Below are 20,897 nucleotides of genomic sequence, written 5' to 3' on the forward strand. Positions count from 1 at the left end.
AATCCGGGGGCTGGGGCGATGGGAAGCACCATCCGTCTGCGTAGTGGCGCTATAGGTAACTCTCAATCAGTTTATATAGTAAAAATGTGGATGTGGATGGCTGAGAAAATCATGGTGGGAAATCGTCCAGCCATAGGCTCCCGCAATGTGGAACAGCAGAACATCCCCAATCCGCAAATGCTCTACATACACTTCATGCGCCAGCACATCCTTGGGCGTACAAAGCTCACCCGCGATGGTCACCGCTGTTTGTCGCCGCTCTGTTCGCGGAAAAGGATACTGCCAATCGTCAACAGCAATCACATCAAAAGGCTGGTTGTGCTGCCATGACACTGGCAATCGAAAATGATGCGTTCCCCCGCGAATAATGGCGTAATGCTGGTCATGATTTGTTTTGAGGTCGATCACTTCTGCCGCATAATACCCGCAGTGCGCCACCATATAGCGCCCGGACTCAAAAATGAGCTGGATGCCGGGCATGCGGTATTCCTCCCACACTTGATGCAATTCCTCCATAAAATCATCCCATTCAAACCTGCGCGCCAGATCGGTATACGAAATGCCAAAGCCGCCGCCCGCGTTCAGATAGCGGATGGATAGCTCATGCTCCTGAATCCAGCCCTGCACACACTGCAAATACGTAGCGACCATTCGTGCATGCAGCCGGGCATCCAGATTGTTGGACAGAGAGTGCATATGGAAGCCCTCCAACTGTACATACGACAGACTTTGGGCCAGTCGGATCGCTTCTGGTACCTGAATTTCGTCGATACCAAACTGAGTGGGCCGACCGGACATCGTGATGCTCGCCTCCGGCAAGGTACGCCGCAAATTAATACGCAGCAAAATAGATACACGCTGCTGTCTGCGTTCCGCGATCCAGCCGATACGCTGCAATTCATGCAGACTTTCGGCATGAATCAACATCACCTTCCGCTCTAACGCTTCCTCAATTTCAGCGTCCTTTTTCCCTGGACCTCCAAAAATAATCGGCATGTCGGCTGACACTTCACGAATAGTTCGAATTTCTCCAATAGATGCAGCTTCGAAGCCCTTTACGATGGGAAGCAGGCTGGCGATCAATTGAGGATCGGGATTGGCTTTGACCGCGTAAAACAAACTGCAATCGTCGGGCAAGCTGCTCACACAACGTTGTGCCCGTTCTCTCAGTGCGCCCAGGTCATATATATATGCGCATACCGGCTGCTGCTCTCGCTCCCGTGTTTGCTGGATAATTTTTTCCACATACGGAATGATCCGCCCTCCAGATAATGCTGTAACAAGCTGCTGACTCATGTTCTTCCTCCTTTATGTTAAGGGCTAGCGTAGGTCAGACCTTCTTTTTTGCAAGGCGCGAAAAGCAATTCCCCGCTCATCACCCAGTACGAAGGCATGAACCTCTTTTTCCACCCATACGCTGTATTCCCCGTCCCTGCGCGGAATGGCGCAATACGGAATACCTGCTTGCTGTGAAGCTTCAAAGATCCGCTGTAGCCCCTCCTGTACAATCATTGCATCGATCTGCCACGGCACCCCGTACGATTGGGATAAATCCGCTGCTCCTTCCAGCACCATTCCAATGCCCGGTACAGACAAAATATCCGCGATGCGTTCCACACCCAATCCGCTCTCAATCATGGGCACCAGCATAATCTGTTCATTAGCTCGCTTCATGTAGTCCACCAGATTTCCTTTGCCAAATGCGGCAGGTCTGCCGCTGTTCAGGCTTCGCTTGCCCTCCGGGTTGTATTTAGCAGCCTGAACCAGCATCTCCATCTGCTCCCTGCTCTCCACATGCGGAACAACGATCCCCTGCGCTCCGCTATCCAGTACGCGCAGTATTTCCTTCGCATCGACTTCAGGCACACGCACCAAGGGTGTGATTTGTGCGGCTTCCGCAGCACGGATCATATGCTCCACCGTCTCGGGATTGACCATGACATGCTCCATATCAATGATCACAAAGTCATATCCGGCATGTCCGATCATTTCGACCGTAAGCGCCGCCGGAATGGAAGCGATGAGGCCAAATGCCTCCTGTCCTTTCCGCAGCTTCTCCTGAAGCCGATTTACAGTCAGCATGTCGGCTCCCGGTAGGCATACAGCGGATTCATTCCCGATTTGAAATGAAGGTCCTCATCCCCAAGCAGCCGCCGTTTCATCAATTCTTCAATCTGTACAGTCGGGGCAAACAAATCAAACAGACGGAATCGTTCCTCATGCTGAGGATGCTGGCGCTGATAATCATGAATGACCTGTGCGGACATTTCCCAAAAGCGCTGCTCGTCCAACTGATAATGCTCCGCCAGGAACATCGCCAGCTCAGCGGCTGCAATAAAGAAAAAAGCATCGTAAGAAAAGTCGCGTACATCGTCCGGGTTGCTCGTTTTAATAAACGAATTGCGGTTAATTCGGGCATGACTTGGCGGCTCAGGATGAAGATCGGGGCATTTCTCCGGCTCTGTCAGATGCTTCACAGAAAACCGGACACCATCATGAAAATCCTTAAGCGCCACCCGTGTTGGTTGCCCGTTCCGGTGGATCAAAATGATATTCTGACCGTGGGATTCCATGCCAATTCCATGCGCATACAGCATATGAATAATCGGCGATATCGTGGCCTCCAGCACACGCCGTGTCCATTCCTCTACGCCGAATTGCTGTACCCACGGATCAATGAAGGGTACCCCGTTTTTTTGCACATAACATATTCCGTTAAAAGGAATCGCATCCTCATCCGGCTGCAAATAGCCATGGATGCTTTCCCGCCAGACCGTCCCTAGTGAGCCGTAGGTTTTCGCCTGACGATATTCGGGAAGCTGCTCATAGTCATACGTGATACCCAAAACCTCACGCAAAACAAAGAATCCCTGCTGTGCGGCATATTCATCGTGTTCCAGCAACCCATGCAGCCAGTCCGTGATAAGCGCTCCGTTCATCACTGTATGTCCAGCCATGATCCGGCTGGTCGAGGTGTTCGTAATGCTCAGCGACAGCTTCACATACGCGCGCTCCGGTGTCGTCCGGTTGGACAATGTGCGGATCGACTGCTGCGCCTGATACACATCACTCGCTTCACCGAGCCACACGATCCGCTGATTTGCCAGCTCTTGATGAAACCGGGGTAAAATGACCTGCTGCCATTGCCACGGGTGGACAGGCATCAGCCTATAGGCTTCCGGTTGCTGACCGTAGCTGGTTAACAAGGCTTGGAAGCGTGCAACTTCGCTTTCTCCCAACTCTTGGCGAATAAATGCTTCATACTCAATCGCCTGCGACTGCCCTGCCCGGCTATGGCTTTTGGCGATGGCCAGCCAAACAGGACGGAGCGGCTGCTTGAACTCGGGACCATACAGCTCATTATCTGCCAGCGTAAAGCCGATTCTGGATTTATAGCATGGATGGTAGGGATGCCCGTCCCCCAAATTGCCCTCCAGCTCATCATATCGACGCTGGTCATTCGCCAGAAATGGCGCGTTGAAAGAGCTTTGCGCCTGTACATCCTTTAGCAAGGTCTGCTCCAATTCCTCGATGAAGCGCTGGAGTCGTTCACCCTGCTGTGCGGCGCTGAGGACCTCATTTGCAAAATCAGCCAGCGTGGCTGTCGTTTTGCTTCCGTCTGTTCCCACTCGTATGATTGGAACAGGAACCAGCCGAATGCGCCCAAAGCTGTTCATCTGTTTTCCGACAGAGCGGTATTGGACAGGGCGACCTGTAATGTCCTTGCCGGACAATATAAAATGTTGATCGCCGTTATCCACGGAATCGTTATGCGTGTCATAAGGCAAAATTTCTTCATATAGCAATGCCTGAATCAGTTGACGGATAATACGCTGCTCGACCTGCATAAAGGTATCCGAGCGGAGCGCCTGAATGAAGCGCTGAGTGGTCGAAGCATGGCTGGCGGGAGCTGTAGAAAAATTGCTTGTGGAAAAGTTATGATCCGAAATGTTAGTTACAGACATGAAGTCACCTCACGAAAATGAATTGGATTAGGGATCAGGATAAACGAAGGCGTATCCCCCCTGGATTGAAAACAGCTTGTAAAATTGGCTTTGGCAGGCAGCGTAGGTGCGGTCAATAAATCTTGGATATAGGCGGCTAGACGGGGGCAAGAGCTTGCAGCTTGTTCCTGTAATTGCTCCAATACCTTGCGTACCACCCTCCAATACTCCTGCTCACTATGCTGATCATGAACCGCAAGGGCATGAATCAATGCCCCCAAATGATTAACAAAGAAATAATAACGGGTACGCATCCACGGCTCTTCTGCGCCGTACAATACGGGACTGTCCTCAGCAATCAGTGAACCCACCCATCCGGCTGCCTCGGCCTGTTCACGCACAATACTTACACCCTCCAAATCCCGCACATAGTAGCATTCTGGCCATCCGTCCTGTAGGGATAGAAGCGAATTTTGTACATGGGCTTCGAAGGCGATACCTTTCACCGCAAGCAAACGCAGCATAGGCACCATGGATATGTGAAGATACCGCTCCAGCCAAGCTAACAGGTCAGGCCGTTCTCCATTTTTACTCGGATAATTGTCCCGAATCACCCCGATAAGCCGCGGCTCCTGTTCACCCGGCAACGACTCCAGCAAGGAAGCCACTACATAGGTGGATTCAGGGTTCAGGTCCATCGGTCGATAAAGAACCGTAAACTGGTCAGACAATTGCTCCAGCTCGTGAATCGTCGCTGTTTCTCGTTCCGTTGCCGCCGCGCTATGCTCATGTCCTGCGTCATACTTTGCATCAGTCGTGGTGACCTGTGAAAGCCCTGCATCCTTAGCAGACTCTGGATTCTCCGTTCGCTTCGCTACCTCATTCGGCTGGAAGCATACGCGGGTGTATCCCGTTTCTGTCAGCACCTTGAAGGACTCGGATTGGATATGGGACGACCAGTCGGCTGAAAGCTCATGAATGACCTTCGCAGCATCCAAAGTACGCCGAGCCTGCTCCTGTGTATTGTCACGTACAAGATTGGTAATCCGCACATGCAGCGGCAGCTTATAGCCGTTTCCGGTTTTTAAATCCCATACTGTTCGTATCGAAGAAGTCGGATAAATGACAGGGCCTAGCGCGCCCAAAGGAATCAACACCCACTGACGTATCAAACTTTGAATGCAGGATTGTCGCAACACCTGCTCGGCCTGCCATGGATGCATGGGCAAAATGCGATATCGCGCCAACTCCTCTCCCCATTGACGCCGAGCATGGAGCCGCACAGACGGGTCAATGGCATCCCTGCGATGCTCTTCACCAATCCATTCCTCCTGCACGTTATCCTCATGAACCGCGAAATAATACAGCGGAAACGCCGCACCCATCTCGGGACTGTATAACGGAAGCTCATAATCGGCAAAACCCTCCGTGCTTTTCGGAAAAGGATGAAAAGGGTGTCCGATCAGCAAAGACTGCTCCGAACGTACATACGTCAGGTGGGCTTCTGTACTTGAGAAAGACTTTGGCTTGCTCTCGCCTGTGGTCTTCACATGGTGATCCATAAAGAGCATCATTTTGTGCACACTGTTACGAATACGCTGTTTCATCTTTTGCTGCTCTGCTTCCCTTTGCTCGGGCTTGGCGTGGTAGCTCATCTCATCCAGCAGCCTTTGTATAACTCCATCCATCTCCAGGGGCCTGTACGTCCCTCCTTCTTCCACCTCGTACCAAGCACTCCCATACACATGTTGCCCGGTTGCAGAGAAATGGTGCAGGGTTCCCGCCAGTTGCAACCCGATCCGGGGTAAAATCACCTTTATTTTCGGTGCTTCCCCTTTGATCCTTGGGTCAAATTGTCGCGTTTCCCGCAGATAGCTGTTGACCAGGGCCCGCAGTGTCGCTTGCTCCGCCCAGATCCTGCTTTTGGACAGCTCTCCAGCGATAGTGGAAATCTCCGTTGATTGTGTCAGCATGTATATTCTTTCTCTCCCTTCCTGTTCAAACCTTGGGTGTAGCCGCAGGTGCTTTCGCTTGCGGGGTATCACTGGATGTACGACGCGCTCCTTTTTTACGAAAGAAGTCCGGCGTCTTCAGGAAAAAAGCGGCGGGAATGGTGAGTAAAATCAATATACTCATCCCGATAAAGCCCTCCCTGATCGCTTGCAGCGTTCCCGTTTCCAGCGAATAGCCCACCACCAGAAGCTGAGCCTTGCGAACTTCAAAATAAATCGAAATCACAACCATTCCAAGCGAAGAGGTCAGTCTGCGCATCACATTATTCATTGCCGAGCCTTGGGCTACCAGCTCATCGGGGATTGCATTCAACCCGGCCGTTGTGGCAGGCATATTCGACAGACCCAGCCCAATTCCCCGTAGCATCATGAGGACGAAGATCATCCACAGCGGTGAATTCATCTGGAGCATACCGAGCATCGCCGTAGCAGCACATGTGATGATAAGTCCCGTGCTGATCATTCCTTTTGGTCCTTTGCGATCTAATTGCTTGCCCGCTATCGTGACGAACCACCCTGTACATATAGCGGAGGGCAAAAACACAAGTCCTGTCATCATGGCGTCATAGCCATACACATGTTGAACCAGCATCGGAACCAGAAAAATGCTGCCGAACATCGCAATCGCTTGTACACTCGCCACGATGACGCTCAAGCTGTAGGTTCGTATTTTGAAAATGTGCACATTCAGCAATGGCTGTTCCTTCACCAGCTCCATTCGCACAAACAGAACCAGCAAAGCCGCACCTGCAAGAAAGAGCAGAATATGCAGCGGGGCAATCAGATCCGCAGCTGTCTTTGTTCTGCCCAGCGCAAACAGAATGAACCCCACCCCCAACGTAACCGTTATAAAACCGCTACTGTCAAAGGTGCGCGACGGATTGCTACGTGCAGCTGTTAAATAACGCATCCCCAGTAGCAATCCCAGCAGTCCGGTTGGCACATTTATGAGGAAAAGCACCTGCCAGCTGCTTAGAGACAGCACGATTCCTCCCACCGTAGGCCCAAGCATCGGAGCCGCCATAATCGCAATCCCCCAGATTCCCGTTACCTTGCCGCGTTCCTCCTTGGGAAAGGCTTCAAAAATCAGCGCCAGCGACAACGGAATCATCAGTCCGCCTGCCATCCCTTGCAGCCCCCGACAGAGGATTACAGTGGTAAGCCCCCACGATAACGATCCGAGCAAAGAACCTGTGACAAAGAGCGCAAGTCCGCTCAAATATACTTTCTTTTTTCCAAAACGATCTGCTAAATATCCGGTTAATGGCATCGTCATGCCCATCGTGATTAGAAAAATAGTGATGAGCCAGCTCGCCGTGGCAGCGTTCGTATGAAATACTCTAATGAAGGACGGAATCGCCGGGTTCAGCGAACTGTTATTCAGCAAAACCGTAAAGGTGCCGAGCATCACCGTGATGACGACCTTCCATTGCTCGGACACAGCACGTATGTTCATCCCTCGGCCTGCTTAACCATGACCGTGCTGCAACCCGGCATAGGCCACATGCACCTCTTCACTAAAAATGAGGAAAGTATCGTCGATTTGGCGCTCCGTCACAATCAGCGACGGTAAAAAGCGCATCACGGCGGAATGCCTTCCCCCCGTATCCTTGACATGGATGCCCTCTGCTTCGTCGATGGCAATGGGGATACGGCGGGGGTAGGATTTGGCATTGGATTCCCGTGCAGCCTGACTCTCCAGATAACGGGTGTTATGCGAGATAGCAGTAGTAGCTTTTGGCAACTCGATCACTCCTTTGATATTGATAATCATTTTCAATCAATTCACTTCCTTATTATATGGAATAAATATCCTGTTTCCATGGACATTTCAGACCGGAATTTGGACAAAAACTGCTCCCAATTCCTAAAATAGAATAAAAAACCACAATAAAAATCGTCATTTTGACCATTTTCACTGTGGTTCTTTGGCATTTCTTCCTGACAGAATCAGGAGCGCTGTTTTTCATATGAGATTTTCGCTATAGCATCGTGCAGATGGATGGATTCTTCATTTCGGCACTCCACTGCGAAGGCACGAACGGCCTCCAGCTCAACCAGATCGGCAGCAATCAGCCGCACCATATCCTCGACAAAGCGCGGATTTTCGTACGCTTTTTCAGTTACGGCCTTCTCGTCGGGACGCTTGAGCACCGGATGCAGCGGAGCGCTGGCATTGGATTCTGCTGCATCCAGCAGCATGACCTTCCAATCCTGCTCCAGCTTGTCCGGCTCATCTATATGCGCCTCCAGGGTCACCACGCCCCGCTGATTGTGGGCACTGTACTCGCTGATTTCCTTGGAGCGCGGACACAAGGTGGTTACTGCCACCGTCAAGCCAACCACGGCACGACTCCCCCGTCCTGCCCCATAGCTGATTCGGATCAGCGCCTCGGCATGGTTCAGTCCCGTCTTGTCCAGCACAGGGGAACGCCGTTCGTAGAACCAGGGAAACGAAAGCTCCAATTCGGCGCATTCTTGATTCATCCGCACAGCCAGTCCTTCCGTAAAACGGACCAGCTGCTCCAAATCCGTCGTTCCGCCCTGCTGCCGATATTCCTCCAAGTGCTCTGTCAGACGGCTCATATTGATCCCTTTAGCCTCACGATTGAGCGAGGTTGTCAGCTTAAAGGTTCCTATGCTTACCTGAGACGAAGGACTCAACCCTGCCTCCACGGTAATGGGATGCTTTACTTTGGCAATGCCCACCTGTTCAATGTCGAACAAATAGTTGCGCTTCTCATTTTGCAAATCGGACATGTGTTCCTTCATGGTGAGTTTATCTCCCGGAATAGGGTCCACCGAGCCGAACAGCCGATGGCGCTCTGCTTTGGAGGGCAGTTCCGGGGTTACTCTATCTTCTCTCACATTAATAGCTCCTTCAATTATGATTTTCCAAGGTGGCTGGATGCTGTTCCAGCAATTGACTGGCCTCCCTTACAGACTTTCGTTTGACCAGTTCGGTCATCATGGAGCAGGAGGCCATACTGATCGAGCAGCCTGAACCTTCAAATTTGATATCCTGAATGCAGTCGTCTTGCAGCAGCATATATAAAATCATGACATCTCCACACGTCGGATTCTTATATGGAAGTACGATAGCGTCATCATCTGTAAGCTTGCCATAGTTTCGTGGTTGCTAGTAATGATCCATAATGGTTTGCCGATAAAGTCGTTCCAGCATTATGCCACCTTCTTTAATTGTAATAATTACGATTAATTCATATTACTACAAAAGAAGCGTACGGTAAACGTAATAGCTTCCGTAACCTTTCTCCAACAAAAAAAAGCCACCATATATGGCGGCCTTCCTCTATTGCACTCTATGATTTTATTCAGCCGATTTAGCAAGAATACGTACAATCTGTTCACCAGTCAAATAAAACATACAGGCATGGCAGCGCATCCAAATCCATTATTTTCGTAAGCCTCCAGAGAAGGCCAACTCTCCTGAATCTCATCCATGATATCATCGAGCCCCGTCAGATGCCGCTGCTTTAATAAATCACGATCCATTGCAACGATATCCTCCCCAAGCGGGCTAGCTATACGGTCTCTGGCACCTGTCCCAAAAAATTATTTTTCAGTCAAGACCCGGTCACCTCTGCTCGCAGGCTGAGAGATCACCAAAAATTCAACATCCTCATTCGTTTCGTTAAACATTTGATGAGGAACCAAAGGAGGAACCTCACAACCTTCCTGAGAGCCCAATTCGATTCGTTCACCATCCACTTCAAGTATGGCTGTACCTGATAAAATAAAGAAGAATTGGCGTGCATGATGGTGATAATGTCTGACCTCGTGTGTATTCCTGGGCATACGCTCATGAATAATACTCAAATCATCATTTTTCACCAAACGCCAACCATCACATTGATCTCCCCATATGTAATGTTCGGCATTGTTTTTACTTATTTTCAAACTGAACCCCTCCTTTTGCGATTACTGATTCATTTTAAGCCTGTATTCATACGGCTACAATCTTATTTTCATCCAACAGGACGAACGTAAAAAAAGTCCGACTTAGGGCCGTCCTCCGTAAAACAGTATCTAACAAAGTGCGGCGTAGCGTAAAAGCTACGCCATTCTTTCATCTATTGGGGTGTTCAGTTCTGGCAGTATACCCACCAAACGACCCGGATTTTCTGCTGGTATCTTTGGCGTACCACTCGTTTATGATGTTCAAAAATGGGGTGAAGTCGCTGTCCTGCTGGTTGTCGCTGTCAATTCCATTGTTGATAGCAATAAAGCGAATGCCTTTCTCAACAAAGAGGACTTCGGTATAAAATCCTACTTTCAAATAGTCACTGCGGCAGTTCTTGGGAAAATGGAACTTTTACAACAATATGACCATCTTTATTGCGTTTTCTTTTCATGCTTGCAACTCCTTCGTCTTACATATCAAATCCTCATTTACTTCTTTTGCAGTACGAAAGCGATAAAGTTCAGGTATTTCCCACCGCCAGCTTCCATTGTTTTGCGGTCATTGACCGCAATCTCATTTTCTTGGTTCAGCCACACCTCCCAAAGTTCCTCATTGCCCTCCATCTCGTATATGGAAATGATTCCGGCGTCTTGACATTGATTTACAATTTCTGTCCAATAGTGAATATCGCGCAGATAGATAAGCTGTTCCGGTGTCCACGAGAGAAGCAATTCTTCCGGCAGATTATCATGGCAATCCTTTTTCATACCGGGGACACAGGCATAAATATAACCGCCGCTTTTGACGAAAGGCAGTAGCTTTGCATCCAAGTATTCCGGGTCGCGTCCCCAATAATTATAAGAATCTGTACTGACTACCGCATCGAAGAATTCTTTTTCAAACGGAAAATTGGTAGCGTCAGCCTTGACTGGTATAATCCGTTCGTGGGTTAGCCCCATCTCGTCAAAGAATTTGCGGTTTTCCTCCGGGTCACTCCACAAATCGGCGGCGTAAACAGTGAAACCATAATCTTTGACAAGCATAACGCTTGTAAGCCCCTGCCCGCTGCCCAAGTCGCAAACGAGGCTTCCGGCGGGAATTTTATGCTTGATAAGCATTTCCTCCTGCAATTTTAAGGGGTTAGGTCCCATCATTTTTGCTTGTAATTTGGGTAAGTCGTATTTTTGGCTTTTAATATATTCCATTGTGATTACTCCTTATCTTTACTCATTTTCGCTATGTTTTTTTGCATAAAGCGTTCGATGTGCGCCGCAAAAAGATTCGCGGCTTCCTCTTTATCCGGGGATACATCATAAATACTTAACAACAGGTAATATGGTGCATAAAACTCAAGTGCTAATTGCTTCGGATTACTTTTGCTCAAAATACCTTGCTCTATCATTTCACGGAACAAATCCTCCATATAATCTACCGGCCCACCTGCAAGGCACTTTTGATACAGGTCTGCCATATCAGGATTTCTGTATTGCTCCAATGTAATCATTTTGCGAAAATTGCAGCCAAATTCATCCTCTGTCCAAAAGCGGAATTGTGCCTTGATGAAAGCGTTTATTTTATCCACAGAAGTATTGTGGTATGGTAATGGTGCTTTCTCGAATACTTCTTCTGGAACCTCAAATTCCCGCGCTCGCTCATAATCCATTTGATAGATACGCTCCACAATGCTGTCAAATATATCCCGCTTATTCTTGTAGTGCTTATACAAAGCTCCTTTTGTCATTCCAAGCTCCCCGGCAATAGCGCTAACCGAAACAGCTTCATAGCCATCTCGCGCAAACAAGCGGAGCGCGATATGCAAAATATTTTCTTTTGTATCCGACATCTAAAAACCCCTCTCAGCAGCAGTGAACCATCGTTCACCATTTATTATGGTAAACGATGGTTTACTTGTCAATAGGTAACGTCTTTTTATTTGCAAAAAGCCATATTGGTAGGCGATAAATTGGCCTTGCCGCTAAACGGCAAGCAGGGCAAGTGTACACACACTTGCACATTTTGAGATTTTCCCTTGCGGGAAAATCCTCAAAATTGCTTGTTGGGGTAGCCACCCCAAACCCGGCTGATGTTGCGTCATATCGCTGTCGCTCATTCCTTATTTACCTTAGGGCCAAGTTGGCCCGAAGTCCTAAAGTGCAACCAGTTATCCCTTCCATCGACAAACCTGTTTATTTCGTTCTACTTATTAGGACGGAGAATAAAAAAACAGGCGTATCGCTCATTTGAACGATACGCCTGTTTTCAGACATTTTACTTGGCAGTGCCCATAAACAGTTAAGTTTTTATACTGTCTTATGCAGGACTACCATACCCGGACTATTTTTTTATATACCTGCCTCTATAATTTCCTCCAGCTTAATCCAGCTAAAATCCTCTTCCCCACGGGACAGCTTCACTTCCCGCCGACTCGTGTTAATCACCGTCACAAACCCGCACAGCTCCTCGTCATCAAATGGATTGAATACCCGCAGCGTAATGGGCTTTCGCTCGTTATAGGAAACGATGATCGCCTGCTCAATCTGCTGCATTTCCTGATCGTCCAGTGTCGGCTTGCTGCGTCTCCCCTGCTCCTTCATCAGTCGCAAATAGGCATCCCGATGCTCAGGCAAGATCATGCGCGAGCTTTCCCACATGCCGTTCCCTTCAAGCTTTTTCCCCATCGTAAACGCCTCCTATGCTGTTCTGGTTACCGGATGCCATGCCAGTACCTGATCTAATCGAAAAACGCGTGGCTGTCCTGTCTGTAAACAGGTGGCCCGTATCAAACCGTTCCGCACACGATGCACCTCAATGCGCCGCTGAGACAGCTTGCCCTTTCGGTCCATATACACGATTTCCACGATCTGTCCCACGTATTTTTCCAGCATGCTCCTTCACTCCTTATCAGAACGTTTGTTTGTATTATATGCGAACATGTGTTTGATTATCAATGTTAAATAATCCCCTGAGAGAATGTGATGCTCTCAGGGGATTATTTAACACGCTTTGACATCAAAAAATGGATCTTCCCAATCGTAATTCCAGCCCATATGCAATAGAACATCATAGCATTAAAGCCTATATCCTGGAACGTAGAATATTCCAAACTCCAATATATATGGGTTTTATAAACATTTATTTATAAATATAGGCATTAATGTTTAGACATTACTTTTCATTTTTTGTAGTCTTGGTAAGAAAATAAAATTTAAAGGAGTGTAATGATTATGAAATTTGTAAAGCTAACTTTATTCACAGTAGTTTGGATGATGGTTCTCTTTTTTAGTACTAGCCACAGCATATATGCTGCGGCTACGGGGGATGTCCTTAATAAACCGGAAGAAGGATGGTCTCGTTATGAAGCGAATACGCCCGAGATCACCTATCTTGGTGGTAATTGGTTTCGTGATAATACCGGCCCAATAACCTGGACTTCTCCCTGGCAAAAATCTGGAACAAGTCTAAAATTTAATTTTAAAGGTACTCAATTAAGATTAATTTCTACCACTTGGTGGTCTGGTTCTAGCAGCATTGATGTCGTTATAGATGGTGTTAAGGTTGATAACTTTTCTTTGACTGGAAGTGACGTAGCAGCCCGTAAAATCATGTACGAAAAATTAAACTTGCCTCAAGGAGAGCACTCTGTTGAATTTGTAAATAATACACCCAACTATTTATTTATATATGCAATTGATACTGATGGGTCGTTACTTCCCTTTAAACCTGTCGAGGTAGCGCCAACTCCTGAACCTTCTGAACCGTCAGAGCCCTCTGAACCGTCCGAACCCTCACAGCCGAGTGGTGACCGTGCAATTCTGGTTGTGACTATGGATAACGGGCTTGAAAAAGAATTTGATATAAGCAAGAAGGAACTAGCCTCTTTCATTCAGTGGTATGACGCTAAAGATGCCGGACGGGGTGCTTCCTTCTTCGCCATTGATAGACATAGCAACAACAAGGGTCCTTTCAACAGCCGCAAAGACTATGTAATATTCAATAAAATTTTGACGTTCGAAGTAAAAGAATATTCAGCTAAATAATAATAAATTAGGTCTTTTATAGTACAGCACGTCCACAACTAATTCAATATTTAACACCCCCTCGAAGTTGGACAGCTCTTAACATTAGAAAAGTGGCAAGCCTCCGAGTGATGAGGGGCTTGCCATTTAACGTTCCGATTGGCAGGTGCATTGACCCACAATCGAGTAGATTGACTAGAATGTCTTTCCTCCAAATGAGGCTTACTGAAAATGGCGAAGAGGGCAGACTGATTGTCGCAAAGCGGCAACGGCTCCTTACTTCTCCAGAATTAAACCGCTGGTGCGGGATTAAAATTCGTAGGTGGACAGCTTAATATCCTCTTTATTCAAATCTTTCAGCGGATAGGCTGGGCCATTCCAATAAGCCAGAATATCAACAGGCTCGTTAGCACTATGCTCTTGTAACATAAGAGATAATTCAGGTAACAAATGCGGAAGCTGGTATGAGCTTGTTATAAAATGATACTCTTCCGGACTTTCACATTCTTCAGCTCTGTAAAAAACAAAGTAACCCTCGGTGTTGTCCCCGATGAGTACAATATAACGAGCAAGAAAAATAATTTCACCATTGGAAAAGGGAATAGAGTGTGTCGCATTAGGAATTAAATCCTTTTCCATCCCTTCTATACGCGCGGTAAGATCACTGTTAAGAGCATCTATTCTTTCTCGTTGCTCGCTAATGAGCTGTTCATAGCTTACAGGGACAAGCCCTCCTTTCTTAATCGTAGTGATCAGTTCATCGATAAATACTTTTTGAGATAAAACCCGATTGCTCATCCTATTCATCTCCACATTCATTTAAATCACAACCCTCTTACTCATTTTCAAGATGCTTCATATTTATGTAAATTAAAATCTTATGTCATAGAAATGCTCTCTTGTTCAACTTATGGATTGCAGCCATCATCATGAATGGGTACGGTTAACCCGATTAATCAACTACCAAATATTTTTGTGATTGCATTCACAACTCTCTCCATTTCAAATGGTTTAACAATGAAATCCTTTGCACCTGCCTGAAATGCTTTGATAATCGCTTCTTGCTGACCCAAAGCAGAGCACATTAAAATTTTAGCCTGAGGATCAAGCCCTATAATCTTTTCAACAGCCTCAAGTCCATCCATTTTGGGCATATTGATATCCATGGTGATTAGATCTGGACGAAGGTTCGAGTACTTCAGAACAGCGTCATACCCATTTTCCGCCTCCGCAATAACAGAGTGACCCAAATCCAAAAAAATATCCTTAAGCACAGATCGCATAAATAAAGAATCGTCGACGACTATAATTGTTGCCAAGGTTAATCTCTCCTGTCGTTTTATATATGGTACTTCTTCATTCAGATGCTGACTGCTGAACAAAATGCATATCCAAGTTTCAATATCGGTGAAATAATAACTGAAGTTAATAGAAAAAATCTGTAAAAATAAAAACGCTACCATTGGATTACAAACGGAATTTCAAACTAGATACTATTGAATTAGTTTTCATAACAGGTTTTCATAATGACGTAAATTATTCCTGTAGGGTGAAGATCATAAAGTACTAGGTATCTACTGGAACCTTTGCACTATATAGCTGGACTTAAAAGTTACCTATCGTACCATTCTGCCTACTCCGTTTTCATGTGAATTTACGAACCCGTTTTGATTGACAAAAATAAGATAAGCCTCACTCGTTTCATAATCAAGTTCTTCCTCTTCCCATACATGAACAATCACAATCTTCTCAAGCACAGCAATGTCTGACATGTTCTTCTCCTCTTTTCTAAAAAAATTTTATTTGACCAGATCAAAACTTAACCTAATAACCGAGCAAATGTAATTAACAATTCCAAATGATTATTTCATAATGCTTACTAACAGGGTAAAATACTTGATAAGAGGTGATTATTTTTGGCGATAAATATAAAGTTAGAAGAAACATTGGTCAAAGCAGGAATCACAAAAAATGCCTTGGCTCGCGAAGCAAAAGTTCGACCGAACTTAATTTACGATATGTGCGATGGTAAGACAAAACGCATAGATTTGGAAACATTAAGTCATATTCTCGACACATTAGAAGAACTTACAGGTCAAAGACATAACCTGAGCGATGTTCTGGAATATATCCCACGTAACGAAAAAAACGATCACACTCCTGTCTAATGGAGATAGATCGTTTTTTTATGCTTTACACATAGGGTAATGCTTAAAGTAATAAGTAAATATAATTATAACGCAGCATTTTTAAAGCTAAATCCATATTTCAATGGCTTTTCGCGTGAAATCAGCTTTTTTTAACGAGAGAATACCTTTTTTAAGTATATTCCTGACCTCTTGATGTGCAAATTATCCCCTAAAAGCAGCTTTATACAAGCTTTCTTATAAACAAATATAATCATAAAGTTGTAAAACACGACTGACAAGTGTACAATAAAATTAACAAAAAAAAGAAACCAAAGTGTCGCAAAGGCACCACGGCTTCTTTAAGATTTTCGCGAAAATAACCGCTCACCTACCAAGAGCGCGGTTATTTTCTTTTTTTTCTATATGTCTGTATCAGGCTAACTATGGAGAGGGTTACGGACAGCAGTTTTACCACTGGCTCTACATACTTCAGAACAATTGTTAACTGCTCTAAAAAGTACGACATGGTTTCGATGATATTTATCATATCGACCTCCATGCCGTGCGCCTTTGCTCGTTACATAATACATTATATTCATAAAAAAACCTAACTTTTCAATTTCAAATTCTGTCTAAGGCTCTGATCGTCAAAAGCTCGTTCCAATACTAACATTATCTAACTGGTGATTTTGGCACAAAAAACTTACTCCTACTCAAAGTTCAAGTCGGAATAAGCTTGTAGAAAATACAGACGTGCAGTTAATTCCCCGATTAAATTGTGGTAGTCCTTTCTTTTGTATTTATTCATTATTGTTTATTATAGAATTTGAATTGGAAAGATGGACATTAAAACGAAGTAGCCGGAATGGTGCTGTACAAGCGAAGCGGTCGCTTTTGTCCCCGGATTTCTCCCCTAATTATAGTTTTATTCAAGAAATCCGGGGACGGTGGCGATGGGAAGCACCATCCGGATGCGTAGTGGCACGATAAGTAACTTTTAAGTTTAGTATATATAGACATAAAAAAATGACGCCAGTATCATTCCGGGGTCATTTTTTTAAACCATTCGTTTAAAGTCTGCTTATTCATTCAGGGCCTTTTTCAAAGCCTCCATGTTGTTTTTCATAACGCCAAGGTAGTCGAGGTTCTTCTGCTTGTCTTCATCCGTCAGTCCTTCGAGCGGATTCAGTACATCGATTTTTGCACCGATTTCAGTAGCTACGGTCTCAGCGACCTTCGGATCAACAAGAGTTTCAAAGAAAATCGTTTTAACATTATTCTCTTTAGCAAATTTGATAATACCCGCCAGCTTGTCCGGTGTAGGCTCTTGCTCCGGAGATAATCCAGCAATTGGTACTTGGGTCAGACCATATTGCTTAGCCAAATAACCAAAAGCAGCATGCTGCGTAATAAAGTCTTTACGTTTTACATCTTTCAGACCTGTTTTGAACTCGGTATCCAGCTCTTTCAGCTTGGCGATGTAAGCATCAGCATTTTTCTCATAATCAGCTTTGTTTGCAGAATCTGCAGAGATAAGACCCGCTTTAATGGACTCTACTTCCTTTTGGGCCAAGACTGGATCAAGCCATACATGAGGGTCCAGCACATGATCGTGAGCATGGCCTTCCTCTGCGTGCGCTTCTCCTTCTTCCTCCTCAGCAGTACCTTCCATCAGGTTCAGCCCTTTGCTTGCTTCAACCACAACACGCTTGTCGTTAGACGCACTGCTCAAAGCCTGCTCTGCCCAGCCTTCGACGATACCGTTATATACAAAAACGTCGGCATCCTTCACCTGTGCCATATCTTTGGCGCTTGGCTCCCAGTCATGTGGCTCAGCACCAGCAGGAATCAGCGCAGTTACATCAGCATGATCTCCAGCGACCTGCTTTGTAAACTCATACATCGGATAAAAAGTGGTAACCACTTTCAGCTTTTTGCCGCTGTCCGTCGTTTGTGCCTGATTCTGCTCGGTTTGGGGAGTGTTGGTAGCTGTATTATCAGATTTGGCTCCGCAGCCGGACAAAATAAGTACCAGCCCCGCAGACAATACGAATGATTTTTTGAACCATGTATTCATGTTCATAGCTCCTTTATTTGTTTGGTTTTTTATAAAATCACTGGCGTGCTGCATTTTTCTGCCGGGAAGCCTGCTGCTTACCCAGCTTGCGGACCAGCTTTTGAATACCGATTCCCACGATCAGGAATAATAACAGCACCATGGCAATCGTCCCCCCCGGGGGGGTACTCAGTTCATACGATGCAGTTAAACCCGAAAATACCCCGATCAATGCGGTCACCATAGATATCCAGATGGCTGCGGCAAAGCTCGGTGCAATTCGAATCGCAAATGCAGCCGGTAACACAATCAGTGAGGAGACAAGCAACACACCGACAATCGGCATTGCAGCGGCTACAATCATCCCTGTCAAAATGCTAAACGCAAATGAAATGGATTTGACAGGAAGGCCGTTTGTCTTCGCTGTTTCTTCATCAAAGGTAATCTGATACAAAGGACGCCGGAATACGAAAAAGAAAATACCCCCGATCACAGCCACTGCGATCATCAACATCAGCTCTGTCTGATTAACCGCCACCACTGAACCGAACAAATAAGCGGAAAATCCTTTATTAATACTCTGATTCAGGTTCATTAAAATAACAGCCGTCGACAGGCCGCCTACCATAATAATGGCCACAGAAATCTCACTGTACGTTTTATAAGACCTGCGGACGTATTCAACGATAATCGCTCCGATTATAGCTACGATAAAACCAGTTATCGTCGGATTAATGCCCAGATAGGCACCCGCTGCCACCCCTGCCAGCGATACATGCGATAGCATGTCCGCCATCAGAGCCTGACGCCGCAGCATCAGGTACACTCCAAGCACCGAGGCCAGCAGTGCAATTACCCCACCGGCACAAAATGCCCGCTGCATGAAGTCGTAGTGCAGCATTTCCATCCGCCATCTTCCTTCCTCTCAAGTTCAATAATACGATCCAGATAATGTTGCACTTCCGATAATCCATGGGTAACCATGACTACAGTTCTTCCATATTCCTTAACCTGCTGATTCATCAGATCGTAGAAGTGATGGCGGCTTTCCTGATCCATCCCGGTCGTGGGCTCATCCAAAATGAGCAAATCCGATTCCTGAGCGAGCGCTCGTGCAACACAGATGCGCTGCTTCTGTCCACCGGACAGCTCGCCGATTTTACGATGACGCAAATCCCACATGCCTACCTGACGAAGCGCCTGCTCTGTCAGATCATGATCCTTGGGCCGCATACGGCGCAACCACGAACCATGAGTGTATCTTCCGGAACGGACAAACTCCAGAATGGTACTTGGAAATCCACCATTAAAAGCAGCAATTTGCTGCGATACGAATCCGACAACAAGCTTCTTACCCTCACCTGTACGGTCGGACATAAACACCTTACCCTTCCAAGGTTGAAGCAAACCGAGCAACAACTTGAGCATTGTCGATTTGGAAGCCCCATTCGGCCCGGTAATGGCCACAAATTCGCCAGAAAAAATTTCAACATTGGCATCCACCAGATTAGGAACGTCCCCGTAGCCAAATGTAACTTGTTCCAGTGAGGCTAATAACATGACGCAAATCTCCCTTTCCTTTAAAAAGCCTGGAGCCATCTGAACGATTTACCTCCGCGCAGATTCTCCAGGTCGTTTATTCTCATGAAACCATCTACCGTAATCATTACGATTTGATAATAAAAAAACAAGCGTTTGATAAACGTAACCTTTACGCATTAGCAAGTTTAACAGTTTAGGAAAGGTTCGTCAATGTTTTGCAAGTCTTTTGTTCGTTTACTTTACTTTGTCCGGGTATAGGCCGGAAGCCAAGGTTTTCAGCGCAATCGGCGCACGCACCCCTTCAGCCGCTGCGGACAAAGGCAGCACTACAAATCGTTTGTTTTTGATCGCTTCCACACCAGCCAGCGCGGGCTTGCTTAGCAGAAGCTTTTCTTTGTCCGCCAGTGAGGTATCTCCATAATCCAGAATCACAATCACGTCAGGATTACGCTTCACGACTTCTTCCCAGCTTACCTCGGCAAAGCTTTTGTCCACATCATCAAAAATATTTTTAGCTTTCACACTTTTAATCAGCGAGGTCAAATAGTTGTTGGCAGCCGTAAAGGGCTTGTCTTCGCCGCTGTCATATACAAATACCTTTGGCGCTTTTTCTACAGTACCGATCTGAGTCTGAATGGATTCCACTTGTTCACGGATACTGCTTACCAGCTTTTTCGCACGGTCCTCCACCCGGAAAATACGTCCAATATTTAGTATGTCCTGATATACGTCTTCTAGTGTGGGACCCGGCTTGTTTGATGATTCCTGTACATAGGTCGCCACGCCCTGTTTGGCAAGCTCCTCACGGGAACCGAGATTTTTGTCGTTAAAGGCACTCTTCCAGCCCGCATAGGCAAAATCCGGCGCAGCGGCCATAAATACCTCTTTGGACGGGTACTGCTTGGCCAACACTGGGATTTTATCATATTGAGCTTTATATTCCGGTAAAATGCTATCGTCCAAGTAGGCCGTGCCCACCATGGAGGACTCCAGTCCAAGCGCTAGCATAACCTCCGTCGCGTGCTGATTTAGTGTAATCGCACGTTTGGGCGCTTCGGGAAATACCATTTTAACACCCATATTTTCAAGCTCCACGGATGCTTCCTTTGTCGCCGATTGCGATGCAGCAGGCCGCTGTTCAGTTGCGGATGAACCGGAGTTTGGGGCCGTGTTCCCGGCTCCACAGGCTGACAGCAACAGCACCGACGCCAAAGCGAGCATGATAAGCGATATTGCGGATTTTCTATGTTTTTTCATATGCTCTGCTCCTTTT

Annotated in this window: 22 protein-coding genes and 1 pseudogene; 2 read left to right on the plus strand and 21 right to left on the minus strand. The window is 46.5% G+C overall.

Annotated features, from left to right (window positions below):
- Window positions 1–66 precede the first annotated feature (66 nt).
- From ACQ4MX_RS02200 to ACQ4MX_RS02265, 14 genes and pseudogenes are all read right to left on the minus strand, one after another.
- Window positions 67–1,296, minus strand: a complete 1,230-nt coding sequence (locus ACQ4MX_RS02200; protein ID WP_431089089.1) for a type III PLP-dependent enzyme — start codon at window positions 1,294–1,296, stop codon at window positions 67–69.
- A gap of 24 nt (window positions 1,297–1,320) precedes the next feature.
- On the minus strand, window positions 1,321–2,082 hold the full coding sequence (locus ACQ4MX_RS02205) for an HpcH/HpaI aldolase family protein (RefSeq protein WP_431089090.1): 762 nt from the start codon (window positions 2,080–2,082) through the stop codon (window positions 1,321–1,323).
- On the minus strand, window positions 2,076–3,965 hold the full coding sequence (locus tag ACQ4MX_RS02210) for an IucA/IucC family protein (protein ID WP_431089091.1): 1,890 nt from the start codon (window positions 3,963–3,965) through the stop codon (window positions 2,076–2,078). The genes ACQ4MX_RS02205 and ACQ4MX_RS02210 overlap by 7 nt, the downstream gene beginning before the upstream one ends.
- On the minus strand, window positions 3,956–5,917 hold the full coding sequence (locus tag ACQ4MX_RS02215; RefSeq protein WP_431089093.1) for an IucA/IucC family protein: 1,962 nt from the start codon (window positions 5,915–5,917) through the stop codon (window positions 3,956–3,958). The genes ACQ4MX_RS02210 and ACQ4MX_RS02215 overlap by 10 nt, the downstream gene beginning before the upstream one ends.
- 25 nt (window positions 5,918–5,942) lie before the next feature.
- Entirely contained in the window at window positions 5,943–7,412 is a 1,470-nt protein-coding gene (locus ACQ4MX_RS02220; RefSeq protein ID WP_431089095.1) for an MDR family MFS transporter, read from the minus strand.
- A gap of 12 nt (window positions 7,413–7,424) precedes the next feature.
- On the minus strand, window positions 7,425–7,700 hold the full coding sequence (locus ACQ4MX_RS02225) for a hypothetical protein (protein WP_431089096.1): 276 nt from the start codon (window positions 7,698–7,700) through the stop codon (window positions 7,425–7,427).
- 206 nt (window positions 7,701–7,906) lie between these two features.
- Window positions 7,907–8,824 (minus strand): GTP cyclohydrolase FolE2, encoded by a 918-nt coding sequence (gene folE2, locus ACQ4MX_RS02230; RefSeq protein WP_431089097.1) that lies wholly within the window; start codon window positions 8,822–8,824, stop codon window positions 7,907–7,909.
- A 13-nt stretch (window positions 8,825–8,837) separates the two neighbouring features.
- Window positions 8,838–9,083: pseudogene (locus ACQ4MX_RS02235) on the minus strand (iron-sulfur cluster assembly scaffold protein); the annotation flags it as partial.
- 248 nt (window positions 9,084–9,331) lie between these two features.
- Window positions 9,332–9,472, minus strand: a complete 141-nt coding sequence (locus ACQ4MX_RS02240; protein ID WP_431089099.1) for a hypothetical protein — start codon at window positions 9,470–9,472, stop codon at window positions 9,332–9,334.
- A gap of 60 nt (window positions 9,473–9,532) precedes the next feature.
- A complete protein-coding gene (locus ACQ4MX_RS02245; RefSeq protein WP_431089101.1) occupies window positions 9,533–9,877 on the minus strand; it encodes a cupin domain-containing protein in 345 nt (114 codons plus the stop codon).
- A gap of 492 nt (window positions 9,878–10,369) precedes the next feature.
- Window positions 10,370–11,086, minus strand: a complete 717-nt coding sequence (locus ACQ4MX_RS02250) for an SAM-dependent methyltransferase (RefSeq protein ID WP_431089102.1) — start codon at window positions 11,084–11,086, stop codon at window positions 10,370–10,372.
- A gap of 5 nt (window positions 11,087–11,091) precedes the next feature.
- Window positions 11,092–11,724: a TetR/AcrR family transcriptional regulator gene (locus ACQ4MX_RS02255; protein WP_431089103.1), complete on the minus strand. Its 633-nt coding sequence runs from the start codon at window positions 11,722–11,724 to the stop codon at window positions 11,092–11,094.
- Between the two features lie 499 nt (window positions 11,725–12,223).
- Entirely contained in the window at window positions 12,224–12,559 is a 336-nt protein-coding gene (locus tag ACQ4MX_RS02260) for a YolD-like family protein (protein WP_431089104.1), read from the minus strand.
- Window positions 12,560–12,571: 12 nt separating this feature from the next.
- The gene (locus ACQ4MX_RS02265) at window positions 12,572–12,766 is read right to left on the minus strand and encodes a hypothetical protein (protein WP_014281351.1); all 195 of its coding nucleotides are present in this window, start codon (window positions 12,764–12,766) and stop codon (window positions 12,572–12,574) included.
- A 339-nt stretch (window positions 12,767–13,105) separates the two neighbouring features.
- Here ACQ4MX_RS02265 and ACQ4MX_RS02270 point away from each other — a divergent pair, with 339 nt between their 5' ends.
- The gene (locus ACQ4MX_RS02270) at window positions 13,106–13,918 is read left to right on the plus strand and encodes a hypothetical protein (protein ID WP_431089105.1); all 813 of its coding nucleotides are present in this window, start codon (window positions 13,106–13,108) and stop codon (window positions 13,916–13,918) included.
- Window positions 13,919–14,206: 288 nt separating this feature from the next.
- On the opposite strand, the gene ACQ4MX_RS02275 is transcribed toward ACQ4MX_RS02270, so the two are convergent.
- The 3 genes from ACQ4MX_RS02275 to ACQ4MX_RS02285 form a co-directional block, all read right to left on the minus strand.
- Complete coding sequence (locus tag ACQ4MX_RS02275; protein ID WP_431089106.1) at window positions 14,207–14,695, minus strand: hypothetical protein; 489 nt, start codon at window positions 14,693–14,695, stop codon at window positions 14,207–14,209.
- Between the two features lie 158 nt (window positions 14,696–14,853).
- Entirely contained in the window at window positions 14,854–15,216 is a 363-nt protein-coding gene (locus tag ACQ4MX_RS02280; RefSeq protein ID WP_014281348.1) for a response regulator, read from the minus strand.
- A gap of 297 nt (window positions 15,217–15,513) precedes the next feature.
- Window positions 15,514–15,669, minus strand: coding sequence for a hypothetical protein (locus ACQ4MX_RS02285; protein WP_431089107.1), 156 nt, complete (start codon window positions 15,667–15,669; stop codon window positions 15,514–15,516).
- A gap of 144 nt (window positions 15,670–15,813) precedes the next feature.
- Here ACQ4MX_RS02285 and ACQ4MX_RS02290 point away from each other — a divergent pair, with 144 nt between their 5' ends.
- Window positions 15,814–16,065: a helix-turn-helix domain-containing protein gene (locus ACQ4MX_RS02290; protein WP_431089108.1), complete on the plus strand. Its 252-nt coding sequence runs from the start codon at window positions 15,814–15,816 to the stop codon at window positions 16,063–16,065.
- A gap of 1,042 nt (window positions 16,066–17,107) precedes the next feature.
- Here ACQ4MX_RS02290 and ACQ4MX_RS02295 read toward each other — a convergent pair.
- From ACQ4MX_RS02295 to ACQ4MX_RS02310, 4 genes are all read right to left on the minus strand, one after another.
- Window positions 17,108–18,103: a metal ABC transporter substrate-binding protein gene (locus tag ACQ4MX_RS02295; RefSeq protein WP_431089109.1), complete on the minus strand. Its 996-nt coding sequence runs from the start codon at window positions 18,101–18,103 to the stop codon at window positions 17,108–17,110.
- A 37-nt stretch (window positions 18,104–18,140) separates the two neighbouring features.
- A complete protein-coding gene (locus ACQ4MX_RS02300) occupies window positions 18,141–18,989 on the minus strand; it encodes a metal ABC transporter permease (protein WP_431089111.1) in 849 nt (282 codons plus the stop codon).
- Entirely contained in the window at window positions 18,935–19,642 is a 708-nt protein-coding gene (locus ACQ4MX_RS02305) for a metal ABC transporter ATP-binding protein (protein ID WP_431089113.1), read from the minus strand. Before ACQ4MX_RS02305 ends, ACQ4MX_RS02300 begins: the two co-directional genes overlap by 55 nt.
- A 216-nt stretch (window positions 19,643–19,858) precedes the next feature.
- Window positions 19,859–20,881 (minus strand): ABC transporter substrate-binding protein, encoded by a 1,023-nt coding sequence (locus tag ACQ4MX_RS02310; protein WP_431089115.1) that lies wholly within the window; start codon window positions 20,879–20,881, stop codon window positions 19,859–19,861.
- Window positions 20,882–20,897: the final 16 nt, after the last annotated feature.

Source organism: Paenibacillus sp. 8b26 (assembly GCF_050626875.1).
Classification (GTDB): Bacteria; Bacillota; Bacilli; order Paenibacillales; family Paenibacillaceae; genus Paenibacillus.